Annotated in this window: 21 protein-coding genes; 13 read left to right on the forward strand and 8 right to left on the reverse strand. The window is 41.7% G+C overall.

All coding sequences use genetic code 11. The features are described from left to right. Nucleotides 1–5: 5 nt before the first annotated feature. A complete protein-coding gene (locus KSK55_RS04905) occupies nucleotides 6–1,640 on the reverse strand; it encodes a serine/threonine-protein kinase (protein ID WP_218608416.1) in 1,635 nt (544 codons plus the stop codon). Between the two features lie 26 nt (nucleotides 1,641–1,666). Then, complete coding sequence (locus tag KSK55_RS04910; protein WP_218608417.1) at nucleotides 1,667–2,431, reverse strand: FHA domain-containing protein; 765 nt, start codon at nucleotides 2,429–2,431, stop codon at nucleotides 1,667–1,669. A 480-nt stretch (nucleotides 2,432–2,911) separates the two neighbouring features. Here KSK55_RS04910 and KSK55_RS04915 point away from each other — a divergent pair, with 480 nt between their 5' ends. From KSK55_RS04915 to KSK55_RS16700, 7 genes are all read left to right on the forward strand, one after another. Beyond that, nucleotides 2,912–5,932: an ATPase, T2SS/T4P/T4SS family gene (locus KSK55_RS04915; RefSeq protein ID WP_218608418.1), complete on the forward strand. Its 3,021-nt coding sequence runs from the start codon at nucleotides 2,912–2,914 to the stop codon at nucleotides 5,930–5,932. Next, on the forward strand, nucleotides 5,929–7,788 hold the full coding sequence (locus KSK55_RS04920) for a type II secretion system F family protein (RefSeq protein WP_218608419.1): 1,860 nt from the start codon (nucleotides 5,929–5,931) through the stop codon (nucleotides 7,786–7,788). The genes KSK55_RS04915 and KSK55_RS04920 overlap by 4 nt, the downstream gene beginning before the upstream one ends. Beyond that, on the forward strand, nucleotides 7,785–8,192 hold the full coding sequence (locus tag KSK55_RS04925) for a type IV pilin domain-containing protein (protein ID WP_218608420.1): 408 nt from the start codon (nucleotides 7,785–7,787) through the stop codon (nucleotides 8,190–8,192). Before KSK55_RS04920 ends, KSK55_RS04925 begins: the two co-directional genes overlap by 4 nt. Nucleotides 8,193–8,287: 95 nt before the next feature. Then, nucleotides 8,288–9,067, forward strand: coding sequence for a hypothetical protein (locus KSK55_RS04930; protein ID WP_218608421.1), 780 nt, complete (start codon nucleotides 8,288–8,290; stop codon nucleotides 9,065–9,067). A 61-nt stretch (nucleotides 9,068–9,128) separates the two neighbouring features. Beyond that, nucleotides 9,129–9,797 carry a class I SAM-dependent methyltransferase gene (locus tag KSK55_RS04935; protein WP_218608422.1) on the forward strand — a complete coding sequence of 223 codons (669 nt, stop codon included), beginning with the start codon at nucleotides 9,129–9,131 and terminating at the stop codon, nucleotides 9,795–9,797. A 149-nt stretch (nucleotides 9,798–9,946) separates the two neighbouring features. Then, nucleotides 9,947–10,201, forward strand: coding sequence for a hypothetical protein (locus KSK55_RS04940; RefSeq protein WP_218608423.1), 255 nt, complete (start codon nucleotides 9,947–9,949; stop codon nucleotides 10,199–10,201). Beyond that, on the forward strand, nucleotides 10,102–10,473 hold the full coding sequence (locus KSK55_RS16700; protein ID WP_218608878.1) for a DUF3782 domain-containing protein: 372 nt from the start codon (nucleotides 10,102–10,104) through the stop codon (nucleotides 10,471–10,473). The genes KSK55_RS04940 and KSK55_RS16700 overlap by 100 nt, the downstream gene beginning before the upstream one ends. Nucleotides 10,474–10,486: 13 nt before the next feature. Here the strand turns inward: KSK55_RS16700 and cobO are convergent, their stop codons facing one another. Together cobO and KSK55_RS04955 are read right to left on the reverse strand one after the other, a co-directional pair. Further along, on the reverse strand, nucleotides 10,487–11,011 hold the full coding sequence (gene cobO, locus KSK55_RS04950; RefSeq protein ID WP_218608424.1) for a cob(I)yrinic acid a,c-diamide adenosyltransferase: 525 nt from the start codon (nucleotides 11,009–11,011) through the stop codon (nucleotides 10,487–10,489). Between the two features lie 90 nt (nucleotides 11,012–11,101). Beyond that, complete coding sequence (locus KSK55_RS04955; protein WP_218608425.1) at nucleotides 11,102–11,467, reverse strand: hypothetical protein; 366 nt, start codon at nucleotides 11,465–11,467, stop codon at nucleotides 11,102–11,104. A 219-nt stretch (nucleotides 11,468–11,686) separates the two neighbouring features. On the opposite strand from KSK55_RS04955, the gene KSK55_RS04960 reads away from it, so the two are divergent. Continuing rightward, nucleotides 11,687–11,869 carry a hypothetical protein gene (locus tag KSK55_RS04960; protein WP_218608426.1) on the forward strand — a complete coding sequence of 61 codons (183 nt, stop codon included), beginning with the start codon at nucleotides 11,687–11,689 and terminating at the stop codon, nucleotides 11,867–11,869. Nucleotides 11,870–11,907: 38 nt separating this feature from the next. On the opposite strand, the gene KSK55_RS04965 is transcribed toward KSK55_RS04960, so the two are convergent. Continuing rightward, the gene (locus tag KSK55_RS04965) at nucleotides 11,908–12,696 is read right to left on the reverse strand and encodes a hypothetical protein (protein ID WP_218608427.1); all 789 of its coding nucleotides are present in this window, start codon (nucleotides 12,694–12,696) and stop codon (nucleotides 11,908–11,910) included. A gap of 468 nt (nucleotides 12,697–13,164) precedes the next feature. On the opposite strand from KSK55_RS04965, the gene KSK55_RS04970 reads away from it, so the two are divergent. Continuing rightward, nucleotides 13,165–13,791: a type IV pilin N-terminal domain-containing protein gene (locus KSK55_RS04970; protein WP_256664184.1), complete on the forward strand. Its 627-nt coding sequence runs from the start codon at nucleotides 13,165–13,167 to the stop codon at nucleotides 13,789–13,791. Next, entirely contained in the window at nucleotides 13,788–14,396 is a 609-nt protein-coding gene (locus KSK55_RS04975; RefSeq protein WP_218608428.1) for a type IV pilin N-terminal domain-containing protein, read from the forward strand. Before KSK55_RS04970 ends, KSK55_RS04975 begins: the two co-directional genes overlap by 4 nt. Before the next feature lie 99 nt (nucleotides 14,397–14,495). Here the strand turns inward: KSK55_RS04975 and KSK55_RS04980 are convergent, their stop codons facing one another. After that, complete coding sequence (locus tag KSK55_RS04980; protein WP_218608429.1) at nucleotides 14,496–16,229, reverse strand: bifunctional metallophosphatase/5'-nucleotidase; 1,734 nt, start codon at nucleotides 16,227–16,229, stop codon at nucleotides 14,496–14,498. Nucleotides 16,230–16,390: 161 nt separating this feature from the next. On the opposite strand from KSK55_RS04980, the gene cobN reads away from it, so the two are divergent. The 3 genes from cobN to KSK55_RS04995 are packed head-to-tail and all read left to right on the forward strand — an operon-like array spanning nucleotide 16,391 to nucleotide 21,879. After that, a complete protein-coding gene (gene cobN / locus KSK55_RS04985; protein WP_218608430.1) occupies nucleotides 16,391–20,143 on the forward strand; it encodes a cobaltochelatase subunit CobN in 3,753 nt (1,250 codons plus the stop codon). A 57-nt stretch (nucleotides 20,144–20,200) separates the two neighbouring features. Continuing rightward, a complete protein-coding gene (locus KSK55_RS04990) occupies nucleotides 20,201–21,157 on the forward strand; it encodes an ATP-binding cassette domain-containing protein (RefSeq protein ID WP_218608431.1) in 957 nt (318 codons plus the stop codon). Further along, a complete protein-coding gene (locus tag KSK55_RS04995; RefSeq protein WP_218608432.1) occupies nucleotides 21,154–21,879 on the forward strand; it encodes an ABC transporter permease in 726 nt (241 codons plus the stop codon). Before KSK55_RS04990 ends, KSK55_RS04995 begins: the two co-directional genes overlap by 4 nt. Before the next feature lie 17 nt (nucleotides 21,880–21,896). Here KSK55_RS04995 and KSK55_RS05000 read toward each other — a convergent pair whose 3' ends face one another. Continuing rightward, on the reverse strand, nucleotides 21,897–22,346 hold the full coding sequence (locus KSK55_RS05000) for a PIN domain-containing protein (protein ID WP_218608433.1): 450 nt from the start codon (nucleotides 22,344–22,346) through the stop codon (nucleotides 21,897–21,899). Then, the gene (locus KSK55_RS16705; RefSeq protein WP_218608434.1) at nucleotides 22,331–22,522 is read right to left on the reverse strand and encodes an antitoxin family protein; all 192 of its coding nucleotides are present in this window, start codon (nucleotides 22,520–22,522) and stop codon (nucleotides 22,331–22,333) included. Before KSK55_RS16705 ends, KSK55_RS05000 begins: the two co-directional genes overlap by 16 nt. Nucleotides 22,523–22,572 lie beyond the last annotated feature (50 nt).

Below are 22,572 nucleotides of genomic sequence, written 5' to 3' on the forward strand. Positions count from 1 at the left end.
TTTTTTCAGGTCTCGGCTAACTGATTCAACGTTGTCATGAAATCAGAGATATTCTGATACCGCTCGTTTGGATCTGCTTGTAATGAGCGTTTTATTATCTCATCAAAGGGCTTGAGATTACTGTTCACTTCTGAAGGAAGAATGTACTGGTTTTTCTGAATCCGGGAAAATAGTTCCCCGATATTTTGCGTTCCGTATGGGGGAGCCCCGCATAAAAGTTCATAGAGCAATACACCAAGCTGATAAATATCGGTTCGTTGATCACCATTCCCATACTTTTCCGGGGCAAGTTGTTCCGGACTTGCATAAAAGAGTGAAAAACTCGTATTTCTGGTATCATCAGCCCGTTCAATGAACCGCGAAAGGCCCCAGTCAGTAAGTTTTACCGTCCCGTCATCTGCAATAAGTACATTTCCCGGTTTTATATCCCGATGGATAACCCCGTTCTCATGGGCATAGGAGAGTGCTGATCCAATCTGCACTGTTATTGAGACGGCTCTTTTTGGAGGAACCGGGAGGGTTATGTCTTTGAGTGATCGGGGAATATACTCAAGTTCAACATACGGAACCGGAAAGATATTCTGATCTGTTATTTGAGCAATGTGTGGGTGGGATAAGTCCCGCCATACAGACATCTCATTTAAAAATGTCTTTCCACTGGTCTCATCAGCAGAGAATGGGATTTTCAGGGCAACCACCATATTGTCAGAATTTTTATTGGCCCGATAGACAACTGCCATTCCCCCACTCCCAATAACAGATATATCATGATATTTTGTTGTCAGTTTTTCCGGAAATGAGGGAGGGAGGTCCTGGTTCACCAGAGGAAGGGATCGGGTAATAGTATGATCTGAATTTTCTCTTAGTTTCGAGAAATCTCCTTTCTGCACAAAATGACTTGTGATTAATGAGAAAGCTGCTCCGGGAGTGATGATAGTAAGTGCTGTTACAATACTTATCTGAAGAGAAAATGCCACAGGAAACCGGACGGATAATAGGAGAATGATGGCAATTACCGCAAAGAGAATGTGAGCCTGATGTATTGGGACCATCGGACGGTTTTTAATGAGTGATACTGCCTGGATTAGCGATGAGAGAATAAGATAGATGATAATCCCGAATGTGGCATAGATAGTGCTCACAAATGGATCCATCCCATTGTTTGAAGACCGAATCTCATAAAGAGTGAAAATAAACACCCCAATCAGGAATGCACTCAGCAGATGGCACCCGGCAAGCATGATACCAGCCCGGTGAGAACAGGTATACCGGAACTGTGATCCAATCACAATCCCGGCTATACTCATGATAAGAAGAATGATGAGGCTTACACCGATTGATATCAATGGTAACTGCCAGTTTTCAATTGGGAGAATCATATCCGGAGGTATCGCATCCCGGGGAAACATTCCCCCCTGACCCTCTGGTGTGAAACGTGATTCTGACTCAGCAGATTGATTAAGATTTCTGGCATTCAGGTAAAAAGGAATACGATTACTATCATTTGGACCTGGAAATGAGTCAGGCTTAACTTTTGGACTGGAATTATCAATAGTCTGATCTGCCTGAACAGGGATACATGAGAATATGAGTGCCAGTATGAGGCATATACCTATACAGAGGGTTTTTTGATGAACCATTCTTTATCCAGGTCACAAAGAGAGAATTATTCTGCAATAAAAAGGAACCGTGCTGACATGTTCCCAGTTCCAAGAATGACAATATCGCCGTCCACCAGTTCCCGACGGGTCTGAGGTGGTATTGGTTCAGTATTAATGAACGTCCCTGAAGTACTGCCACAATCCTCAATCTCCCAGGTTTTTCCCTGATACATTCGGGCATGGGGACGACTAATTCGTGAGACTGATTTATATTCCTGGGAAAGCATCACGATACCTTTCCCCATTTTTGAGAAACTCATGTCGGTTGGATCAATTCTGCCCAAGGGGATCTTCTCGCCATGAAGAGAAAAAATCTTACCTTCTTCAGGACCGGATGTCAGATACAGACAGGGAGACGTTACTCCAAACTGTGTGCTGATGTCTTTTCGTATTGTGCTCAATTGGTTTGCAAGATCTGCATGAGTGATAGTCAACGGAACTTTTGAGAACATAGAAAGATTCGTTATTATCTGCTCCATACCGCCAGGGGCAAGTGAATATTTCCATACCGGATGGATTCCGGTCATGGTCTCTGAACTCATCCCTGCATCTTTTCTGACAAGACCGGCAAGAAGAAGTTTATCGATATGTTTCCTGATATTTTCATAACTGGTCCGGGTGATCGCCGCGATCTCTTTGAGTTCCATCGGCCTTGTCTCAAGAGAGGAGAGGATCTGCAGCCGGACAGGATTTGCAAGGGCATTTAGATATTCTGACATCTCTACGAGATACTCAGGGTCTCTTTTGCCCTGAATGGTATTGTCTGTCATTATCAGGTACCCAAATCTTATGCACACTGGGAGATTATGGCTTTTCCGTCTAATGAAATCCGGATCTTATATTTCTTGAAATTGATGCAGAATTTAAGGGCAATTTACAAAAAACATTTAATAACTGGCATTATCAGATTCAACTCCTTAAAAACGCGGAGAATAACTCTGCCATCCATTCCAGGTATAATTAGATTATGAGGAGTATCATCAACAATGAGAACCCGCTGCACCATATTATCAGGTTATTGTCGACCATAGAATACATTAGATTGGTAGATAATCATTTTCAAAAGAAGGAAAAAGAAATATCCTATGAGTTATAGATCTTTATGAAAGTTTATTTGTAAAAAATACAAAAAAATGTTTTTGTATGATTTCACCAAATATGAATTCCCATTTAATAATGGAGATGATCCATCAAACAACAGGATCCAACTGTAATGTAAGATATCCCAAGAGAAGAAATCCAACAAATCAATGAGTGAAAATACTGAATCCATAGAAACCAGGTGCCATGTAACAATTGATGTACAGCACTCCATCTATCCTCTCCCTGATATTCCAGTTCAAGCCCGTATCTCACACACCCCATATGGACACAGATATGATCTCATGGAACCCTTACTAAATGAGTATGAACGGGATGTCTATACCTCACTCATTTCATCATTAAAAATCCATTTGCAGGACAAGGAAACATATCGTTCTTTTCAAAAAAAATATCATGAAAAAATTCAATCTCTTATAAATGCCATCGCTCCTGAACTTTCAGAATCATCTCTAGCGGTATTAACATATTTTATTACCCGGGACATGAAGGGATTCGGTCCACTCCAACCTTTTCTTCAGGATCCTGACCTCTTTCACATTACTATTCCCGGATATAATCTCCCGGTTATTGTACGACATAGACATCACGGAATGATGACCACGGGATTAATTCCAAATGAGAATGAATGTCAGAAGATCATAAAAAAAATAGAAAACAGAACGAAAGTAAAAATAACCCCAGAGAAAATTCCTCTTATTCTTAATTATAAAAATAACAATATCAAAATCAGTGCTTCATCAACACATGACAACGGCCCTTTTACTATTGAATTCCAAAAACAAAAACACACTGTTGAAAATCAAATTATTCATCAACAAGAGCTAAAAACACAAGAAAAATGCATCATAAAATCTGAATATCTGAATGGATATGCATGTGGAAGATTAATACCAGAACGAAATGGAAATTATCACTTTATTATTGGCTATCCATCTTTATCAGACAATGAACAAGCCATCGTCCATGAGATGCGTATTTGGGTACACGAAGAAAAACCAGAATTACGCAGGTTTCAAGATGCAAAAAACAAAATTCTTACTCATTTACAAAGAGAATACCCAAATATTTCAGTCAAATCCAGAGAAAAAATAGGAATTCGATTACTCCTATCTCGAGATTGTACCCGGTGGATCAGACTCCTTTGCGCAGATCCTCTCGTCAAGGCTATCTATTGCATGGGTCCTGGCATCCCGGTTCAAATTCTGCATACACAGGTTCCTGGAAATATCAAAACAAACATCAAACCAACATCAAAGGATCTAGAAAATATATCCGTTTTTTTCTGCAAGGTCGGGGGGAGAAAACTACACAAAAAGTCCGGGACTATCTCTCTGCATTTCACTGGAGGAATAGACATTTCTATTGTCCGCGAGAAGGAAGGGCAATACCCTGAAATCAGGATACAAAAATCCGGGGCACTGAGTTCATCGTCACCGCAGTTTTCATCATCAGGAAATCCATCAGAACCTTTTTTAGGAGAAGAAAAAACTGAAGAGATATTATCAAAAGTTTTTGATCTGACTGAGCAGAAGCAAAAACCAGTCCCAAGACTGGAAAAAAGTGAAATAGAGAATGAAAACATATCGACCAGAAAATCCTGGAAAGATAAATTCGGGAGAACATTATACTGGAAAATTCCCAGTGCAGGATTCAAAAGAAGGAAAAAACGTCCAGATCTAAATGTACAGACTCAAATCCCAGAAATACCCGAGGTACAATCAGTACTTGATGTTCAGGTTCAGGAAGGCCTCATTGTAGAAGAGGCATACTGGCTTATTAGTCCCCATGCGTACGCAGTCGTCCTTAAAGATCCGGCTGGTGACCGGATGTACCGGGTCATTGAACCAGACCTGACACCCCGTGAACGTATCGTGCTTGAAGAGACACATGAAACACTTCGTGACGTGCTTATCTATGATAAACCAGTAAATAAAGGAGATCTCTTACTTGATTATGATGAAGCAGCGAAAGTTATCAGGGCGTATGATCCAAAGATTACCGATGGCCGACTTTCAGTATTATACTACTACCTGAAACGAAATCTCAATGGGTATGGAAAGATTGACCCTCTAATGCATGATGAGATGCTGGAAGATATCTCATGCAACGGTCATCATCTCCCCGTCTATGTCCACCACCGGTTTTACGCAAGTATGCCAACATCAGTAATCTTTGACCAGGAAGAACTTAACCGGTTTGTATTAAAGCTCTCACAAAAAGCGGATAAACAGGTGTCTCTAACATCTCCGTTACTTGATGCTGCCCTGCCAAACGGGTCACGGGCACAGATCACGTATTCAGATGTGGTATCAACAAAAGGAAGTTCATTTACAATCAGAAAATTTCGATCAGACCCGATGACGCCTATAACACTTCTGGGATTCGGGACATATGACCCTGAGCTCCTGGCATTTCTTTGGTTGGCACTTGAAAACCGGAAATCACTCATCGTTGTAGGAGGAACGGCAAGTGGAAAGACATCTGCGATGAATGCACTCTCTTTTTTTATTCCCCATAATTCTAAGATCGTATCTCTGGAAGATACTCGTGAGCTCCAAATCCCACACCAAAACTGGCTGCCAGTTCAGACAAGGGAGAGTGCTACACTCAATGAGCGGGGGAATATTGATCTTTTTGACCTGCTGAAGGCATCACTCAGACAACGACCAGAATATATCATTGTTGGAGAAGTCAGAGGGAGTGAAGCACAAACACTTTTTCAGGCGATGAACAGCGGTCACACAACAATCTCCACCCTCCATGCCGGAACAATTGAGGAGGCGTTAAACCGTCTCACCAATGAACCAATAAACGTCCCTCCAGCCATGTTTGGTGCATTGAATCTTATGGTAATTCAGACATTCCATTATCGAAAGGGGCAAATGATTCGCCGATGTGATGCCGTTCATGAGATCATCTTGAAGGAAGGGGATAAACTTGGTTGGAATACCCTCTATGAATATAATCCCAGCACAGATGGCTTTGACCGGAAGTATGCAGAGTCAAAAACTCTTGAGAATATCAGATACATGCATAACTGGACCAGATATGAACTTGAATATCAGCTAAAGATACGCAAGGAATTTTTGAATCGTATCAATAATCAATCAAAATATGATCCTACCCATTTGATGCAGTTAATAACCCGTCTCCGGAGAATGGCATGAGTATTTTCAGACCTGAGCAGGTTGATGAGTGGCTTGAAGGAACGACCATCAGGAAATCCCTTAGGGCTGCCCATCTCCCTTATTCCCAATATTCCTTTTTTCTTCTCATGGTTAGAGCATCCCTTATTTCTACCAGCATTTTTGTTGTTCTCGCCTGTTATCTTTTCATCACCGAAACATCCTTTATCCCAAATTTCGAACCCTGGATAAATATTCTTCTCCTCTTTATTTTTCTAATTCCGGGAGTAATTTTGGGGATATATACCTACCCTGCAAGTATTGCAAACGGACGGAAAACATCAATCGACCTTGAGCTGCCATATACGATAACCTACATGCAGGCCTTGTCTACAACAATGACGCTCTACAATGTCATCCGTCGTGTGTATGAAGCAGAAGATCTATTCGGGGAAGTTTCACGGGAGTTTGGGCTTATTGTCCGCGATGTTGAGGTCTTTGGTGATGACCTTTATTCCGCAATTGGGAACCTCCAAAAGGTAACCCCCTCTCATAACCTAGAGGATTTTCTCAACGATCTGCTTCTTCTTTCAGGAAGCGGTGGTGATGTGACGAACTTTCTTTCATCACGATCGGCTTATTTTAGGGAAGCTGCAGCCAGGGAATTGGATCAGATTCTTAAAACGATTGAGGTCATGGCTGAGGTATATGTTACTGCTTTTGTTGCAGGCCCTATTACGATGATCATCATCATTGTCGCCCAGAACCTGGGAGGAAAATCTGAACTTTCGGGATATATTCCGATGATCATCTTTGGCCTGATAGCTGGATCGCTTGGGATGATCTATATCCTGTACCTCATGCTCCCGAAGATTAAGATGGATATCACCCGAAAACCAATAGGGGATTCTGAATTTATCGGAATAGAAATTTCCAAGGATGAATTTTCCAGAGTGGACCAGAAATTTCTCAAAGAGGTCGAGGCCAAACGAAAACGATACAAACTTGAGAACCTTATTAAAAATCCATTCCGAACATTTATCTCTGATTTTAACATAGGATTTGGGATCGGGATTGTTGCTACACTGCTTGTAACTCTGCTGTACCTGAATGGAAATCTGGGCATTTGGTTTCCGATTAATACATTTGAGATATTTATCTGCCTCTCGGTCATCGCCTGTATGATCCCAATTACTCTAGCATATGAGGGTCGGAACTGGTTTGTCAATAATGTAGAGAAACATACTCCGGAGTTTCTACGCCAGCTTGTTGATATGAAAGACATTGGCGTTACTTTGCAGGCGGCAATCGGCCTTATCTCAAACTCAAAACTAGGAGTATTATCTCAGGAGCTGGTGATAACCACCGAAGAAATAAAACGGGGAGAGACTACCGTGAACGCCCTGGTCCGGATGGAAGAGCGGATAGGGCTTGTATCTGTAAAACGAGCCATGTCCCTCCTTGTTAAAGCGAGTCAAGTGACCGATTCAATCAAGGACGTTCTTATCATTGCTATTAATGACTTCGAACACTACCTAAAATTGAAAAAAGACCGGTTTAATATCTCAATTACCTATGTCATGATCATCTACCTTGCCGTAGGGATATACTATTATACAGCATATTCACTCAATGTCTCATTTGTCTCGTCTTTTACGAATTTTAATATCAGTTTTGATACCGCCGGGAACCTCACCGACATGTTCAGAATAGGAATTGTACTTGCATTATTTTCTGGACTGATGGCGGGTCAGTTATCTGCAAACAGCATTCTTGCCGGGTTTAAGCACGCAATCCTCCTGTTATTAGGGGCGATAATCCTGTTTGATTATGTAATTCCATACCAGATTGAACTTTCAACAGAAGCAGCGAAAGCGGCATTGGAAGGGACTGTATGAAAGACGATGCAGTATCTTCGGTGGTTAGTGAGATGCTCCTCATTACCTTAGTTTTAATTCTGATACCTTCAGTAACAATCACTCTGATGAACCAGTTACCAGGTGAGCGGGTACCCACCGTGAATATCAAAATGGGGCCGATTGATGAAGGGATGGTGACAATGTATCATAAAGGAGGGGATTACCTTTTACAAAATGATCTCATGATTGTTGTCCACCATCGAAATACTATGAATTCAGAATCAAAAGGAGGAATTGAATTAAATTTTCATTCATTATCAAATTCAAAAACAATCTTTGATTTAGGTGATTCTGTGGATTGCAACTTTGCATCGTTGCAATCCGGAGACCAAATTCAAGTGATTTCTACGAAAACCGTAATATTTTCTGGAATAGTGCCATGAAAGATTCTGCCGTATCAGTTGTTATTGCGTACATGATTCTCCTGGTTATTACCGTCTCATTTATTGCTCTTCTTAATGCTATATGGATCCCCCAGATGAAGATTCAGGCTGAAGTGGAACATTTATCAGAGATTGGAGAGAGTTTTTCGAAATTATCAGCGGATATTGAACGACTAATTGTTTTTGGACAAGATGGCACCATAAAAGAAGAGATATCTCTTGGCGGGGGTGATGTATTATTTTCCGCAGTTCGCTCCTCAGGATATGTGAAGGTAACAGATTTGGGCCAATGGATAAGCATTGTGATATCTGGTGAATCATCAAATCTTCACATTTCATCAATTAAATATCAACCTATTGACAATTTTTGGATAAATCAAAGTTATTACTGGAAAAATGGAATAATATCAATAGAAAAGCCAAAAAGAACGACATTCTTATATTATTTTTCTGATGAAGATGCTTATTACTATGAGAAGAATTTTCTACAAAATTGTTATCAGGTAAATAATATAACCAAAAATGGAACAAATATTTCTGATTTTTCAATTATTGTTACGAATATTACCCCACACACAGATAAAGAATCATTTGGAGGTAATGGTTTAGGAACAATTATTCTTGATATGGATTTTCATAAGGGAAAAAAATATTATCCAAATATTGAAGGCTTTTCAATTGTGATTAATCCATCCAATCTCTATTCCGACAGTATTTGCTCTTCATTGTATGCAAAAACCACAGAAATACTTGATTGTTCAAACATTCTTATTACTCCATCAACTCATGGATTTAACATTCAAAAAAAAAGCAGTGATTCACATCCTGTTAATGTTACAATCGAAACGCAAACCATGAATATCGGCATTGAGTAGTAATATGCATACTTTTTTCATCAATTTTTTGAAATAGGTATGAATGTATGGAGAAATCAATATGAATATGACACACGAGCATTATCTTAACCGCATCACTCAGTACGACACAAACCTCTTTCGTATCCTTCCCAATGCTGAACTCTTCTTTACCACATGTCTTTCATTCATTCCACACCAGAAGATCTCTATTATGGAACTTGGTTCAGGAACCGGCTATTTCACCGCACTCATGCTGAGCCAATATCCTGAATACCAGATCACCTGTATCGATAAATCTCCGGAGATGCTGGAACTAGCAAAAAGAAAAGAAGAAATATCTCGGTGCACTTTCATCGAGGGTGACATCACTACAGGCCTGCCTGAAGGAACCTTTGACTGTATCATATCAACACTCACCCTTCATCACATCTCTGATAGTTCCAGAGAAAAACTCATTGATGAGATATATCAGAAACTAAACCCGGGCGGTGTTTTCATCTGCGGGGATGTCATGAGACCTGAAGAGGATTGGATTGAATCGATATACCGAAGCAGATGGGAGAACCATATGAGAAAGACCGGCATGCCTGAAAATCAGATTCGTGAGACAGTATCCGGAAGAGAACAGGCATGGCCCCTTCTTGACACAAAACATGGTTTCTACAGAAAAATGAAAGCCGCAGGTTTTGCCCGAATCCTTTCATCATTCCAGTATGATATGTTTGGAGTTTTTATTGGATGGAAATGATGAACGGGGAGAGCCAAAAAATCCGGAACTATTTTACGCATACATGGGGTAGATATATTAATACAGGCATCTGGTATAAGTTCAATTTTTAACGTGATTAAAAGTTTTCAACTGATTTGCAGGATCCGGTCCTCAAATTATGGGATGCAATGAAAGAGGAACTTGGTATTAAACGCGAAGACTTTACTGAATTGAAAAAAATCGTTCTGGATTTAGCCAAGGCGCCAAAGGAGACGGATAGGTCAATAAAACATTTGTCAGATACCATAGATTTAAGAACGGAGGACTTGGAAGGCGATGGGGAATTGATTCTGAAAAATCATTTAGAAATGGCCTCGCGGAAATCCTTGCAGGTACCGGGTATAGCGTACAGAATTTTGTTACATCTGATACCAAAGGAGTAGTATTTGGCCGTCCGGCAGAGATAGATATTGACGTTATCATAAAGGGTGACCGGACAATCGTGGTAGAGATCAAATCTTCAGTAAGTAAGAGTGATGTGTTCATCTTTCTGAAAAAAGTAGATTTTTACCGCCAGATTTCGGGAAAACAAGTAGATAATATTCTCATGATCACCCCCTACATCGATGATGCAGCACGTGATATCGCCTGCCAATATAATATCATCGTATGTGATACTCTGTCCGATATTAAACCATCAATCCAAAAAGCCTGAGTAACGATAAGGTTCAATATTCTATCCCTCTTCTCGCTTTCACCCCCGTATCAAAATAATGTTTCACCTTTTTCATCTCGGTGACCAGATCTGCAGCTTCAATCAACTCATGTGGAGCCTTTCTTCCGGTGAGAATCACTTCCACCCATGGTTTTCGGGATCGAAGCATGGAGATTATCTCTTCAACGTTGATTAACTGGTAAAAGACACTCAGGATTATCTCATCAAGGACGACCAGGTCAAAATAACCGGATAAAATCACGCTTTTGCAATGTTCAAACCCTTGTCTGGCCTGCTTTCGGTCCTCTTCAGTGGGATTATTGGTAATGAACTTCCCTGTTCCATACTGTTCCATCACAAAGGTATCAAAAAGCGAACACAAACCCATTTCAGCTGTCTCTGATCCTTTACAAAACTGGGCAAAATACACTGACCCTCCAGAGAGAAGAGTCCGGAGGGAAAGACCCAATGCAGCGGTTGTTTTCCCCTTTCCGTTTCCACAATAAACCTGAATGTATCCTTTCCTATCTTTGTGCATGCGCTTTTAATCCCCATTAGGATTTCCTTCTTCTGAATGAAAACTCAGAATTACATTCGAAAAAAGTAAGAGAAATAAGAGTTTGAGCATTCAGGCAGGTGAGAGTTGAATCTCTTTTTCTTGTCCGATAGCCCAGATGATAAATTCATCAGGTGATGAAAATGACCTAGCAGGATATTCATTCTCAAGGACGGTATCTGTTCCAAGCCGGACCACCTTTGACTCTTCCGTAGGATGGTATGTATAGAGAACTTCAAACTCATTCTCTCTGCCATGAAGTTTTGTAATACCCATCTGGTTAAATCCCACAGCTAGTTTCCATTCATCCTCCATGATGTCAACAAAAACCCTCCCAACGAGGGATTTGTTATTTCTACGGATTAGAAGTTTGTTTTCAAAATCTTCGGCTACCTTTGCTGTCTTGGGCTTTGGTTCATAACCAACAAATTTTGACATAGATCAAAATATATTGTTCATAAAGAAATACTTTACGGTACTACCGGAGGGGGATAAATTAAATGGAAGTCGGGGCCGAATAAATAAAACGGATGAGTTACGATTTTTTACGTGAAGTTTTTTGATTTTTTACAATTATATAGAAAATAAACAATGTTTTTGTCAAACCCAAAAAAATTCTGCGGATTATTATCATCTCGCATAACGTAAGCATCATTGGTGGTCATGATGTATGCAAACCTGACCGGACAAAAGCTGGAGATAATTCAGCAACTGGAGAAAGAGCTTGGTGTTTACCTCCTGGCAGAACCGTACTATGCGAACCTGTCACCGGATGACCTCAAGTCCATCAAGAACCTTGAAGGTAAACTTGGAGCTGTTCTTGTAGCATACGAAGCCTGAAATCTCATTCAGGCATTATATTTTCATGAACTCTTTAATCACCTATTCATTTCTAAAATTCTTCCCTCCCTCATTAGCCGTTCCCTCAGCTGCGGCGGCATATGTACCGGATATTCCTGCCCACTCTTCGTTCCTGATGACTGGGGTTGTACCTGTCCATCCGGAGTATTGATGCTGATATCAAGGGTTGCATACCCCCCGGATAGCAAGACTTTGAAGTCTCCTTCTTTATAGACAAAGAATTCTTTTTCCTTTTCACTACTGAACTCACGGTTATATCCATCTTCATGCAGAATATTCAGGAACGGATCCTGAACCGTGATTCTTGCCCAGGAAACAAGAGGAGTACTTATCGGATGTACCGTGTACCTCACCGAAAACGGTCCCTTTTCCGCATGAATTTTCAGTTCTTTGAGGGTTGAGTTTAAGGGTATACCAGATGCAGTATACACAGGATATAAGTTCACAGGCCCTTTGTGCGAAGTATTATGAGAGAAATAAATAGAAGAACGGGAAGGGATGAATGCATCTTCAGACAAGGTATCACCAAGCCGGGTGACAAACGATGTGGGTGTTGGTACCGGTGTGTGAGTCAATGGTGTGTTTATGTCCTGGGTCTTTTCTCCAGAGGAGGGAAGTCGACCCTGCCTTATCAACTGCTCCCTAAGTTGTGGAGGCATATTTGGTGGGAATGACTGATCTGTTACCTTATAACCTTTTGAGGACTGATCCGAACCAGGAATAACTGTGGGCGAGGATAATTCTCCCACATTATGAGATACAGGCGGGAGGTCTGTATTTTCATCCCTGGATGATGATACCTGCATACAACCAGCTGTGATGAGGAGCAGTAATAATACTATTACCAAGAGGAAAAGTTCTATATTTACTGTATTTATAAAATTGGAATTCGTTTTCATGGGTGCTTATGTGGAGTAGGGGTAAGGGACGGGTATTGTAAGGTATGCAAAGTATTTTGCTACATCAACTTTTCTTTTTTAAACATAAAGAAAGTTTAGTTAATGATGGTCAGGTCACATAAAATCGTGAATTCATTTCATGAGAATATATCACGAAAATCAAATATCATATAGTCATTATGGTTTTTCTCTTTCACCCAAATCGAGAGGTATATGCGTGTTCTTACTCATGATTGTTAATCCATTCAGTATTGCTTTTTCCTAGAGAGTATACAATAGTATGCCATCTGACGATAGCAAATTATATTTTCTTATAGCAAAAAAAATTACTTTAGCTAAGAAAAGATTTTCTTAGCACAAAATAATTGAGATGAAATGATGATAAAGAATATTATTGAAAGGACTGAATCGGCAGTCTCTCCAGTCATCGGTGTCCTCCTCATGCTCGTGGTGACGATTATTATCGCTGCAATAGTGAGCGGATTTGCCGGAGGTATGGCAGGCGGTGAAAAAGAGGCCCCACAGGCTGCAATTTCTGTTACATTTCCATACAATGAAACAAGTGGCATGGGTAATGTAAATAGTCCCATTTATTTTAAACTTATGAGCGGAAACCCGATTTCGACAAAGGATCTCTCTATTATAACATACTTTACCAACAGTAGTGGTTACACGTATAAACACGAACAAACAGCCAGCAGTGATCTGGTTGACGTATATCCTGGCTATAATTACAATACACGGGTCCCTTACCTGCAAAATTTAGGAAAAGGTTGGGCAAATGAAGCAAATATGCATTTTGGTAACTTTACCTGGGCAGTTGGGGATATATTAACAACCGGCACTAATCCTGGCTCTGCAAGCCTTCTGGGAATGCTGGATTATTATACCGAAAAAGGAACATTGGATCCGGATTTAAAAACCGGAAGTATCGTGGAAATCAAAATCAAACATATTCCAAGCAATAAATTCATCTATGACAAGGAGGTCATGTTATCATGAAAACTATTACAAATGAAGCTGTATCTCCGGTAATTGGAGTTTTACTTATGCTCGTAGTTACCATTATAATCGCTGCGGTGGTTAGTGCTTTTGCCGGAGGTCTGTCTTCTGAACAATCAAAGGCACCACAGGTTTCATTTACTGTCAAACCAGAGATTGTCAATATATCTGATACAAATACAGGAAATTATAATCCTGATCATGATAGCGGGTACACTGCAGCAAATGGAATTCTCTTTGAGCATAAAGGAGGGGATTCTATCTCATTGAATGAGATTGCAATTCATCTTGAGGATAAGGGTGTCAGTATGATTGTTACGGGAAGTGACAAATTAAGTACCACATATAACGTCCTTCCTTCAGACATTACCGATGGGGGATATTTCGCAAAAGTTGGAAATGATGTATCTGATAAAATCATCGAACCTGGTGACAAGTTCATGATGTATGCTGATGACAATTATATCAGCCAGGGAACGAAGTATTTGATCTGGGAATTTCCTACAGGAAGGGGATATGCACCGGTTAATGATAAAATAAAATATACGGTGATTGACCGGAGATCGAATAAGGCCATATGTAACGGCGAATTCGTGTTGAAATAATTGTAATGGACTTCAAAAATTTTTCTACAGATTTCTGAGTATTGAGGAATTTTACCCATGTATGGGTCAAATAATGACCAGACATGGTACCAATTTCCTCTACGTTTTTTTATTGTTTTCCTCAACCACCCGGCTATCATCGATCAAATTAAAAGGAACTGGTAACTTCCTAAAATATGACTCCAGGGCATCGATATCAGCCGGACCGATAGTAACATTCACTCCCGAGTCCCACCCTGGTGTAAACTCTCCCATCCCATATGCCATGTAATAATTCATCGCTACCGAATACGTGGCATTGTGACTAATTTCATTACCATTCACCCATATCCGGGTTACCTTGTCTCCAACAGGTCGTGAAAGATTATACCAGTATACCAAACCTGATACGGACAGGTTCTCTTCTGGTTTCGGCTCTTCCCATTGACGTTCCAGGATATCTTTGATTTGCGATCCGTTCAGCTCACGCGATGCAACCCGTGGACGGCTGTACCATCCTCCATACTCCTCGGCCATCGATGCATCCGGTGGAAGCACCCTCTCAAGATCTGCCCAGGTGATAATCCCTGCCGGAATATCTGCATGAAGAGAGCCGGCAAGTTCTCCCGAGGTTACAAACGCAATCTCCGTACCCATGGCATCCCGTTGTGAATCAGCAACCAGATTTCCAAGCGATGATTCACCCTTTTTATTCTGTATACGGCTAATATTTATTATCGTAGTCGAGATGAACTCTGATTCCACCTGACTTACAGTATCCTGTACATCCTCTAGCAGTCTTTGGATGTCCGGATCAGGTTCCACCCCAGCCTGATCTGCATAAACCGGAACGATAATCGCGGATTTACTTATTATATCCCTGCTTCGTCGGTCAATAGATACATTTACATCTGCATATGCCTTTCCATACGAGTATGCCTGCACAACCAGGACATCTTTCTTACCAGTGTTTGGCAGATAAGCATTGGTAAAATCATGTGAGTGAGATGCAAGAACAACATCAACATCAGGGTCAAGTTGAGCCGTAATATTTTCGACCGGACCGGTTACATTACATCCCGTTCGGGTCGGCCCTTCATATGACTCCTGGTTTCCACCTTCATGTAAAAGAACGACAAATGCATGAACTCCCTGTTCCTGCAGGGATGGAATGTACCTGTTAATCCCATCTGATTCATTGAGAAATTTTACCATCTCCACATTCATGGGCAATTCAAGGATGGGGGTCTCGATAGATACCGCACCGATAAAGGCAACCGGAATCCCCTCGATGTACCGGATAGTATATGGCGGAAATAATGGTGTATCATTTTCTTTCCAGACAACATTGGCACAAATTACATCAGCAGCCATACCAGGATAAGGATCAACGATATGAGGAATATCTGAAGAACCATTCCCTCCCTTGACCTTCCTGAATAATTCATCAGGACCATTGTTGAACTCATGGTTTCCAGGGATTGAAATAACATTACAATAGTCATGTTTCTTTTCTTTCCTTCCCATGCAATTTTCATTTGCAAAGATATTGAAGAAAAGAACTGTTGGTTCATCAAGAAGGAGAGCCGAATACCGTGGTGAAGCCCCGACTGTATCTCCAGTCAGTGTAAGAATGACATTACCATTGCCAGGTGTATTCATCACTGCTTTCAGAGACGAAGCAAGAAACGGAGCACCTCCTGCTGAACGATTATGCTGGTCATGCCCGGGAAACAGGTGTCCATGAAAATCATTTACTGCCAGAATCTGCAGATGAACCGGAGATGATGTTTCATTATAAATAATCCCAGTAAAGAAAGAACTGATGATAATTATCGCCAGGATAACTGACATAATACAAAAAAAACTGAGCCATTTCATAAATAGATACCAGATAGTATTACTCATATGAATTATGTATCTTTTTTTAACTTAAATAAAAAAATCTTTATCTATTATCGATGACGTTAATTCAGTATTAAGATACAAAGAGCACCCTACTGGAGGACATACAGGTGAAAATATTCTATATCAGCGCTGGAACGGGTGAAAATCCCTGGATTATGAATGCCGCATCCACATGCAGGGAGAATGGAAGAAGCGTAGATGCATTTCAGGCTACATCCGAACTGATTGATTCAGAAGAAAAGGAATTTGCAAGAATTCTAAATGAATTATATGATACACATCTCCTTCTGATAGATAATCATGGAAGTGCGACCTATTTCAAAAAATTTGACCGTTTAATTGCGAAGGCCAAAGACCTTCATATTCCAACCTTCGTCTGCAGTTCGGTTCCGGAGGAGATGAAAGACTTCCGTATCCTCTTTCCTTTTAGCACAGATGATTATGAGTTTGTTCATTCCTGCCTGGAACTGAGTGGGCTTGAAAATACAATCTCTCTCATTCTTTGGGCCTGCAAAACCATCGGAGGAGAAAATATTGAGATCCCTCCTCTCCTGTATCCTCCGACAGAAGGATTCTATCATCCGTCGCTTCCTGAAATCTACGACTATCCATCCCATGAAAAGAGGCTGGATAAGGAAAAACCAACTATAGGAATTCTTCTCCACCAGTTTTATTATATCAGAAAAAATCTGCTCCCCATCAATGCTCTCATTTCATCTTTAGAAGCTAAAGGGATGAATGCCCTCCCTTTCTTCCTGGTTACCAGTCCGAATGAAGTCACCGGTGCAATTGGAATCAGGAAATTTATTGAAAAATACCTGATCAGGGATGGAAAACCCATCATTGGTGTCCTGATCATTAACATGTCATTTTCCCAGATATCCCTCTCTGATCCTGGTGATGGGACGAAAAACGGACCAGTTTATAATTTTTTCATCGATCTGAATGTCCCCCTGCTCCAGACCATAACCATGTACCGATCATACGAAACCTGGTCTCAGGATGACCAGGGCTTATCGGTTATGGAGATCTCATCAGGAGTGATCTGGCCTGAATTTGACGGACAGATTATTGCAATTCCCCTCGGGTCAACCGGTGAATATGAAGGCAGAAAGAATGTGAGTATTCCCATACCAGGACGTGTTGACCGGATTGCAGAAATGGCCCTTCGCTGGTCCATCCTGAAAAGAACCCCGAACAATGAGAGAAAGATTGCTATCCTCCTGTACCAGTACACCGGAGAGACTGAAGCCCTTGGTGATGCAGGAGGTCTTGATACCCCGCAGAGTGTCATCGGAATCCTGCGAAGATTAAAGGATACTGGTTATATCGTAGATCATATTCCGGAGACAGGAAATGAACTGATAGAGGGGATGATTGCCGGCCTTACCAACGACACCCGCTGGATATCTGATAAGCAGATGCAGGAGCGATCCGTTGATCTGGTCTGTCCTGAATTATACTTTGAATGGTTTACAAAAATCCCAATGAAGAACCAGGAGAAGATATCAGCAGACTGGGGTCAGGCACCTGGTGAGATTCTGGTATCAGGCGGGGATTTTTGCATTCCTGGCCAAGTAAACGGAAATATCTTCATCGGCATCCAGCCTCCCCGTGGGCTGTTTGAAAAGGTCGAGTCATTAATTCACTCAAATGATATGGTCATGCCCCACCAGTATCTTGCTTATTACAGGTGGATGAAACATGTCTTCGGTGCCCATGCGATAATCCATATGGGCACTCACGGAACCCTTGAATGGCTCCCCGGAAAGGGAAATGCGTTGTCAGAGGAGTGCTATCCGGATGTCATTCTCGAAGATATGCCCCATGTCTATCCCTACATTATGAATGATCCCGGTGAGGGAATTCAGGCAAAAAGGAGGAGCTGGTCAGTCCTGCTTGACCACCTGGTCCCGGCGATGATGAGAGCAGAGGGATATGGAGATCTCTTGCAGCTTGATACCATTCTTCAGGATTATATCAGGGCGAAAAGAGGCGGAGAGGAGCAGAAAGCAACCGACCTGATCACAGAAGTCCAGACCATTGTTCTTGCCAGAAACCTGACAAATGACCTAAATATTCCAGTAGACGCAGGAATTGAAGCCATCGCTGACAATGCGGAACGTCTCTACGATTATATTTGTGAAGTGCGGGATGTTATCATCAAGGACGGTCTGCATATCTTTGGACAGCCCCCGGTTGATGAACGTTTCCTGGAGATGATCTATGCCCTCACCCGGCTTGAAAATGGGAAAAACCCATCACTGCGGGAATCAGTCGCTGAAACATTTGATCTCTCTCTTCAGGATCTTTTGGATAATCCATCAGGCTTTCATGAACATCATGGATTAACTAACGGAGCTCTTGTTGACTTGATAGACACCCGTTGCCAACAGTTGATCGGGAAGATGGCTGAATTTGAATTTGACAAAGAACAGGTAATTTCTCATATTAGAAAAGAGTATGGAGAGGATTATAAGGATCTTGAAACATGTTGCACGTTCATCTGTGACGATGTGGTGACTCGGTTAAACCAGACAACCGATGAACTCACAAATATGATACGAGGGCTTGATGCAGGATATGTTCCACCCGGCCCTTGTGGCGACCCGACAAGAGGGAATGTCCACCTTCTCCCTACGGGAAGGAACTGTTTCTCCATTGATCCGGCTACAATACCGACACCAGCAGCATGGAAGACCGGGAAAGACATGGCTGACCAGATGATCGAGCGGTATATCACCGAAAAAGGAGAATACCCGCAGAAAGTCGGTATCGTTGTATGGGCCACGGACACTATGCGGACCGGTGGTGATGACATAGCCTATATCTTCTGGCTTATGGGATTACGGCCAGTATGGTCTTCCCGTGGCGGAGCAGTGACCGGTCTTGAGGTAATCCCTGCAAAAGAACTGGGCAGACCACGCATTGATGTAACTCTCCGGATAAGCGGCCTGTTCCGGGACAGCTACCCCAATCTTGTACAGCTGATTGATGAAGGCGTTGAGACCATAGCAACCCTCGATGAATCAGAAGAGGTCAATTACCTCTCATCACACTTAAAGCAGGACATGTTGGCAAAATTAAAAGAAGGACTCTCAGAACAGGAGGCCAGGGATATGGCACTGATTCGTATATTCGGTGATCCTCCCGGAAATCATGGATGTGCTGTAGGTGAAGTTGTCCATGCATCTTCCTGGCAGGACAGGAAAGACCTGGCCGATGTATATACCACCTGGGGTGCCCATGCCTATGGCAGAAAATTCAGGGGAGAAAAAGTCCCTGAAATCTTCAAAGAACAGTTTGCACAATTGGATGTGACGGTGAAAAACCGAGTATCTCGTGAATTTGATATCCTTGATGTTGATGATGATTACATCTTCCTTGGCGGGATGAATGCCTGTGTGAAGGCATATGGGAATAAAGATCCAGTATCGGTAATCGGGGAAGCTTCAGATCCTAAAAATGTCAAAACCCGTCTGCTTGATGAAGAGATCAGGTTTATTTTCCGGAGCAGAGTCCTCAATCCCCGCTGGATAGACGGTTTAAAACCCCACGGTTTCAGAGGTGTGCAGGAGGTCATGAACACCATCGAGTATACGTTTGGGTGGGATGTGACCTCCGATGCCGTCGATGACTGGGAGTATCAGGCTGCTGCAGAACATTTTCTCTTTGATGAAGAAAACCGAAAGTGGATTGAAGAGAATAATCCATATGCCATGCATAACATCGTAGGAAGGCTCCTTGAAGCATATGAACGGGGATTCTGGGAGACTGACGATGAGACAATAAAAAAATTACAAGATATATACCTCGAGTCAGAGGAGTATCTTGAACGGATGGGGGATTTAAATGAATAATCCGACGAGATTCTTATTAAAAACTTATGTTTCCACTTTTCGGAGTGATGCTGATTCATGGTAGCAATACAGACAGAAAACCTGACTAAAAATTTCGGAGCTCTGTGTGCTGTAGATGATCTAACACTAGAGGCTGACAAAGAGATATTCGGTCTTCTTGGACCGAACGGATCCGGGAAAACCACAACCGTCCTGATGCTGACAACGCTTCTTGCCCAGACAAAGGGTCAGGCATGGATCTGCGGGTATGATACCAGAAAGGAACCGGATAAAGTCAGGAGTTCCCTCAGTTATGTTCCTCAGGATATGGCCATTGACACCAACCTGACCGGACGGGAAAACATGATGATCTTTGCAAAATTGTACGGTATTTCACATCCAAAGGAACGGGTCGATGAGATACTTGGTGTCATGGAGTTATCTGACCGTGCAGACGACCAGGCTAAGACATATTCCGGAGGGATGAGAAGGAGACTAGAACTGGCAGAGGCCCTTGTTCATGAACCTGATGTTATCTTTCTTGACGAACCTACACTTGGGCTTGATGTCGGAGCCAGAAAAATAATCTGGGAACATATTCATGCCCTGAACCGGAAAGGAATGACAATATTTGTAACCACCCATTACATGGACGAGGCTGATCACTTCTGCGACCGGGTCGGAATCATCAATCATGGGAAAATCGCAGCCCTCGGGAAACCATCAGACCTGAAATCACTTCTGATGAAAGATATTATTTCTGTCACTATAGAGGGCGAATACCATCCAATAGAAGAGGAAAACATTATTTTTGTTGGCCAGTCGGATAATGAGATCTCATTTACCGCTGAAAATGGACGTGAAGCCCTCGCAATTCTTGCTGATGCCCTTACTCGTTCAGGAAACAGGATAAAATCTATGGAACTTCGTGAACCTTCCCTTGATGATGTCTTTCTGCAATCCGTGGGTAGGCAGGAAGAACCGCAGGGATTTGAAGAGTGGAAATACCGGATGATGCTTCGGAGGAGAACATGAAAGGAGTACTCACATATATTGAAAGGGATTTCATCAGGTGGATCCGGTACCGGGTTGGGGTAATCTCAAGCCTTGTCCTCCCTGCTGCATGGCTGCTCTTTGTCGGGCTTGCCCTGCCGGTCCAGTTTACCGGAAATTACCTGGATTTTATTACTCCCGGCATCCTTGTTATGACCATTCTGACTGCCGGAATATCCAGTGGTTCTCTTCTCATGTTTGATAAAATGCTTGGATTTTTAAATAAATTCCTTGCCATGCCAGTACCCCGTGAAAGTATCCTTATCAGTAAAATTCTCTTCATCACGTTCCGGGGGATCATTCAGACAAGTATTATTCTCATCCTTGCGACCCTTATCGGTGCCTCTCTATTAAACCCGGTCCAGTATGGCATGATTTATCTCATACTTTTCCTGTTTGGTGTTTTCATCGCTGCATTTTCAACGACGGTAGCCCTGTACCTCGATGATCATGACTCATTTGCCGCATTTACTGCTATGGTCACCATGCCCTTATTTTTTACTTCAAGTGCGCTGATGCCCTATGAGGTGATGCCGGACTGGCTTCGCATGATTGCTCAGGTAAATCCACTCAGTTATGCAATTGATGCAATACGGGAGTTAGGAACCGGTATCATCCCAGTGGTTCCGATTTTTGTTCTTACCTTGTTTGCTGCATTTATTGTGGTAATTTCCGGATATGTATTCAGAAGAGTAACAGTTTAGAAAAAAATAGTGCTAATTTATTGAAATAGTAATGAGATTCCATCAATATTTTTAAAATCTGAATCAAAGGATGCCAAGGACTGAATATTATTTTCCATACAGGTGGCAATAATGAGAGCATCACCAGACAAAAGATGATATTTCGCTGCAATTTGTGATATCAATAACGTATTTGTGCTATCGGCATAGATTGTAAAATCCATAAACAAAATATTAAGGCGTTCGATAAAATCCAAAAGACAATCGTATCCGTTTTTCCGTATAAATTTGCGGACAGCAGCGACAGATTCAATCCCACAACGTTCACGGAGTAATATTTTTGTTCCGACATGCAGAGCTTCCTGATATATTATTGGGGATACGACGAGTCGGTTTAGAGACGTTTCAATAAACCCGCGAATTGTATCAGAATCAGGGGTTTCAATTATCGCGGGGACGATTATTGAGGTATCTATAAAGGTATCCATGATTCGTCCCGAAGTGACCGGATGTATTCGCGACTAACAGGTGTTTGAATTTTAATTGTTTCGAAAGGTAATTTTTTCTCTATATGTACAACTACCCGCTCTCCTTCTTTTAAATTTAAAGGTTTTATGGGCCTGAGAACGGTCCCCGAATAAATGCATTCGATTGTTTCTGACATGATTCTTAATACTACATTATATTATTGACATTATAACCTCTCCTATTTTT

Origin of the sequence: Methanospirillum hungatei, assembly GCF_019263745.1 — an archaeon.
GTDB lineage: Archaea > Halobacteriota > Methanomicrobia > Methanomicrobiales > Methanospirillaceae > Methanospirillum > Methanospirillum purgamenti.

Coding starts and splice junctions, on each gene's coding strand:
- KSK55_RS04905 (WP_218608416.1), bottom strand. CDS start 1,640: ATGGTTCATCAAAAAACCCTCTGTATAGGTATATGCCTCATACTGGCA.
- KSK55_RS04910 (WP_218608417.1), bottom strand. CDS start 2,431: ATGACAGACAATACCATTCAGGGCAAAAGAGACCCTGAGTATCTCGTA.
- KSK55_RS04915 (WP_218608418.1), top strand. CDS start 2,912: ATGAGTGAAAATACTGAATCCATAGAAACCAGGTGCCATGTAACAATT.
- KSK55_RS04920 (WP_218608419.1), top strand. CDS start 5,929: ATGAGTATTTTCAGACCTGAGCAGGTTGATGAGTGGCTTGAAGGAACG.
- KSK55_RS04925 (WP_218608420.1), top strand. CDS start 7,785: ATGAAAGACGATGCAGTATCTTCGGTGGTTAGTGAGATGCTCCTCATT.
- KSK55_RS04930 (WP_218608421.1), top strand. CDS start 8,288: ATGAAGATTCAGGCTGAAGTGGAACATTTATCAGAGATTGGAGAGAGT.
- KSK55_RS04935 (WP_218608422.1), top strand. CDS start 9,129: ATGAATATGACACACGAGCATTATCTTAACCGCATCACTCAGTACGAC.
- KSK55_RS04940 (WP_218608423.1), top strand. CDS start 9,947: ATGAAAGAGGAACTTGGTATTAAACGCGAAGACTTTACTGAATTGAAA.
- cobO (WP_218608424.1), bottom strand. CDS start 11,011: ATGCACAAAGATAGGAAAGGATACATTCAGGTTTATTGTGGAAACGGA.
- KSK55_RS04955 (WP_218608425.1), bottom strand. CDS start 11,467: ATGTCAAAATTTGTTGGTTATGAACCAAAGCCCAAGACAGCAAAGGTA.
- KSK55_RS04965 (WP_218608427.1), bottom strand. CDS start 12,696: ATGCAGGTATCATCATCCAGGGATGAAAATACAGACCTCCCGCCTGTA.
- KSK55_RS04970 (WP_256664184.1), top strand. CDS start 13,165: ATGATGATAAAGAATATTATTGAAAGGACTGAATCGGCAGTCTCTCCA.
- KSK55_RS04975 (WP_218608428.1), top strand. CDS start 13,788: ATGAAAACTATTACAAATGAAGCTGTATCTCCGGTAATTGGAGTTTTA.
- KSK55_RS04980 (WP_218608429.1), bottom strand. CDS start 16,229: ATGTCAGTTATCCTGGCGATAATTATCATCAGTTCTTTCTTTACTGGG.
- KSK55_RS04990 (WP_218608431.1), top strand. CDS start 20,201: ATGGTAGCAATACAGACAGAAAACCTGACTAAAAATTTCGGAGCTCTG.
- KSK55_RS04995 (WP_218608432.1), top strand. CDS start 21,154: ATGAAAGGAGTACTCACATATATTGAAAGGGATTTCATCAGGTGGATC.
- KSK55_RS05000 (WP_218608433.1), bottom strand. CDS start 22,346: ATGGATACCTTTATAGATACCTCAATAATCGTCCCCGCGATAATTGAA.
- KSK55_RS16705 (WP_218608434.1), bottom strand. CDS start 22,522: ATGTCAGAAACAATCGAATGCATTTATTCGGGGACCGTTCTCAGGCCC.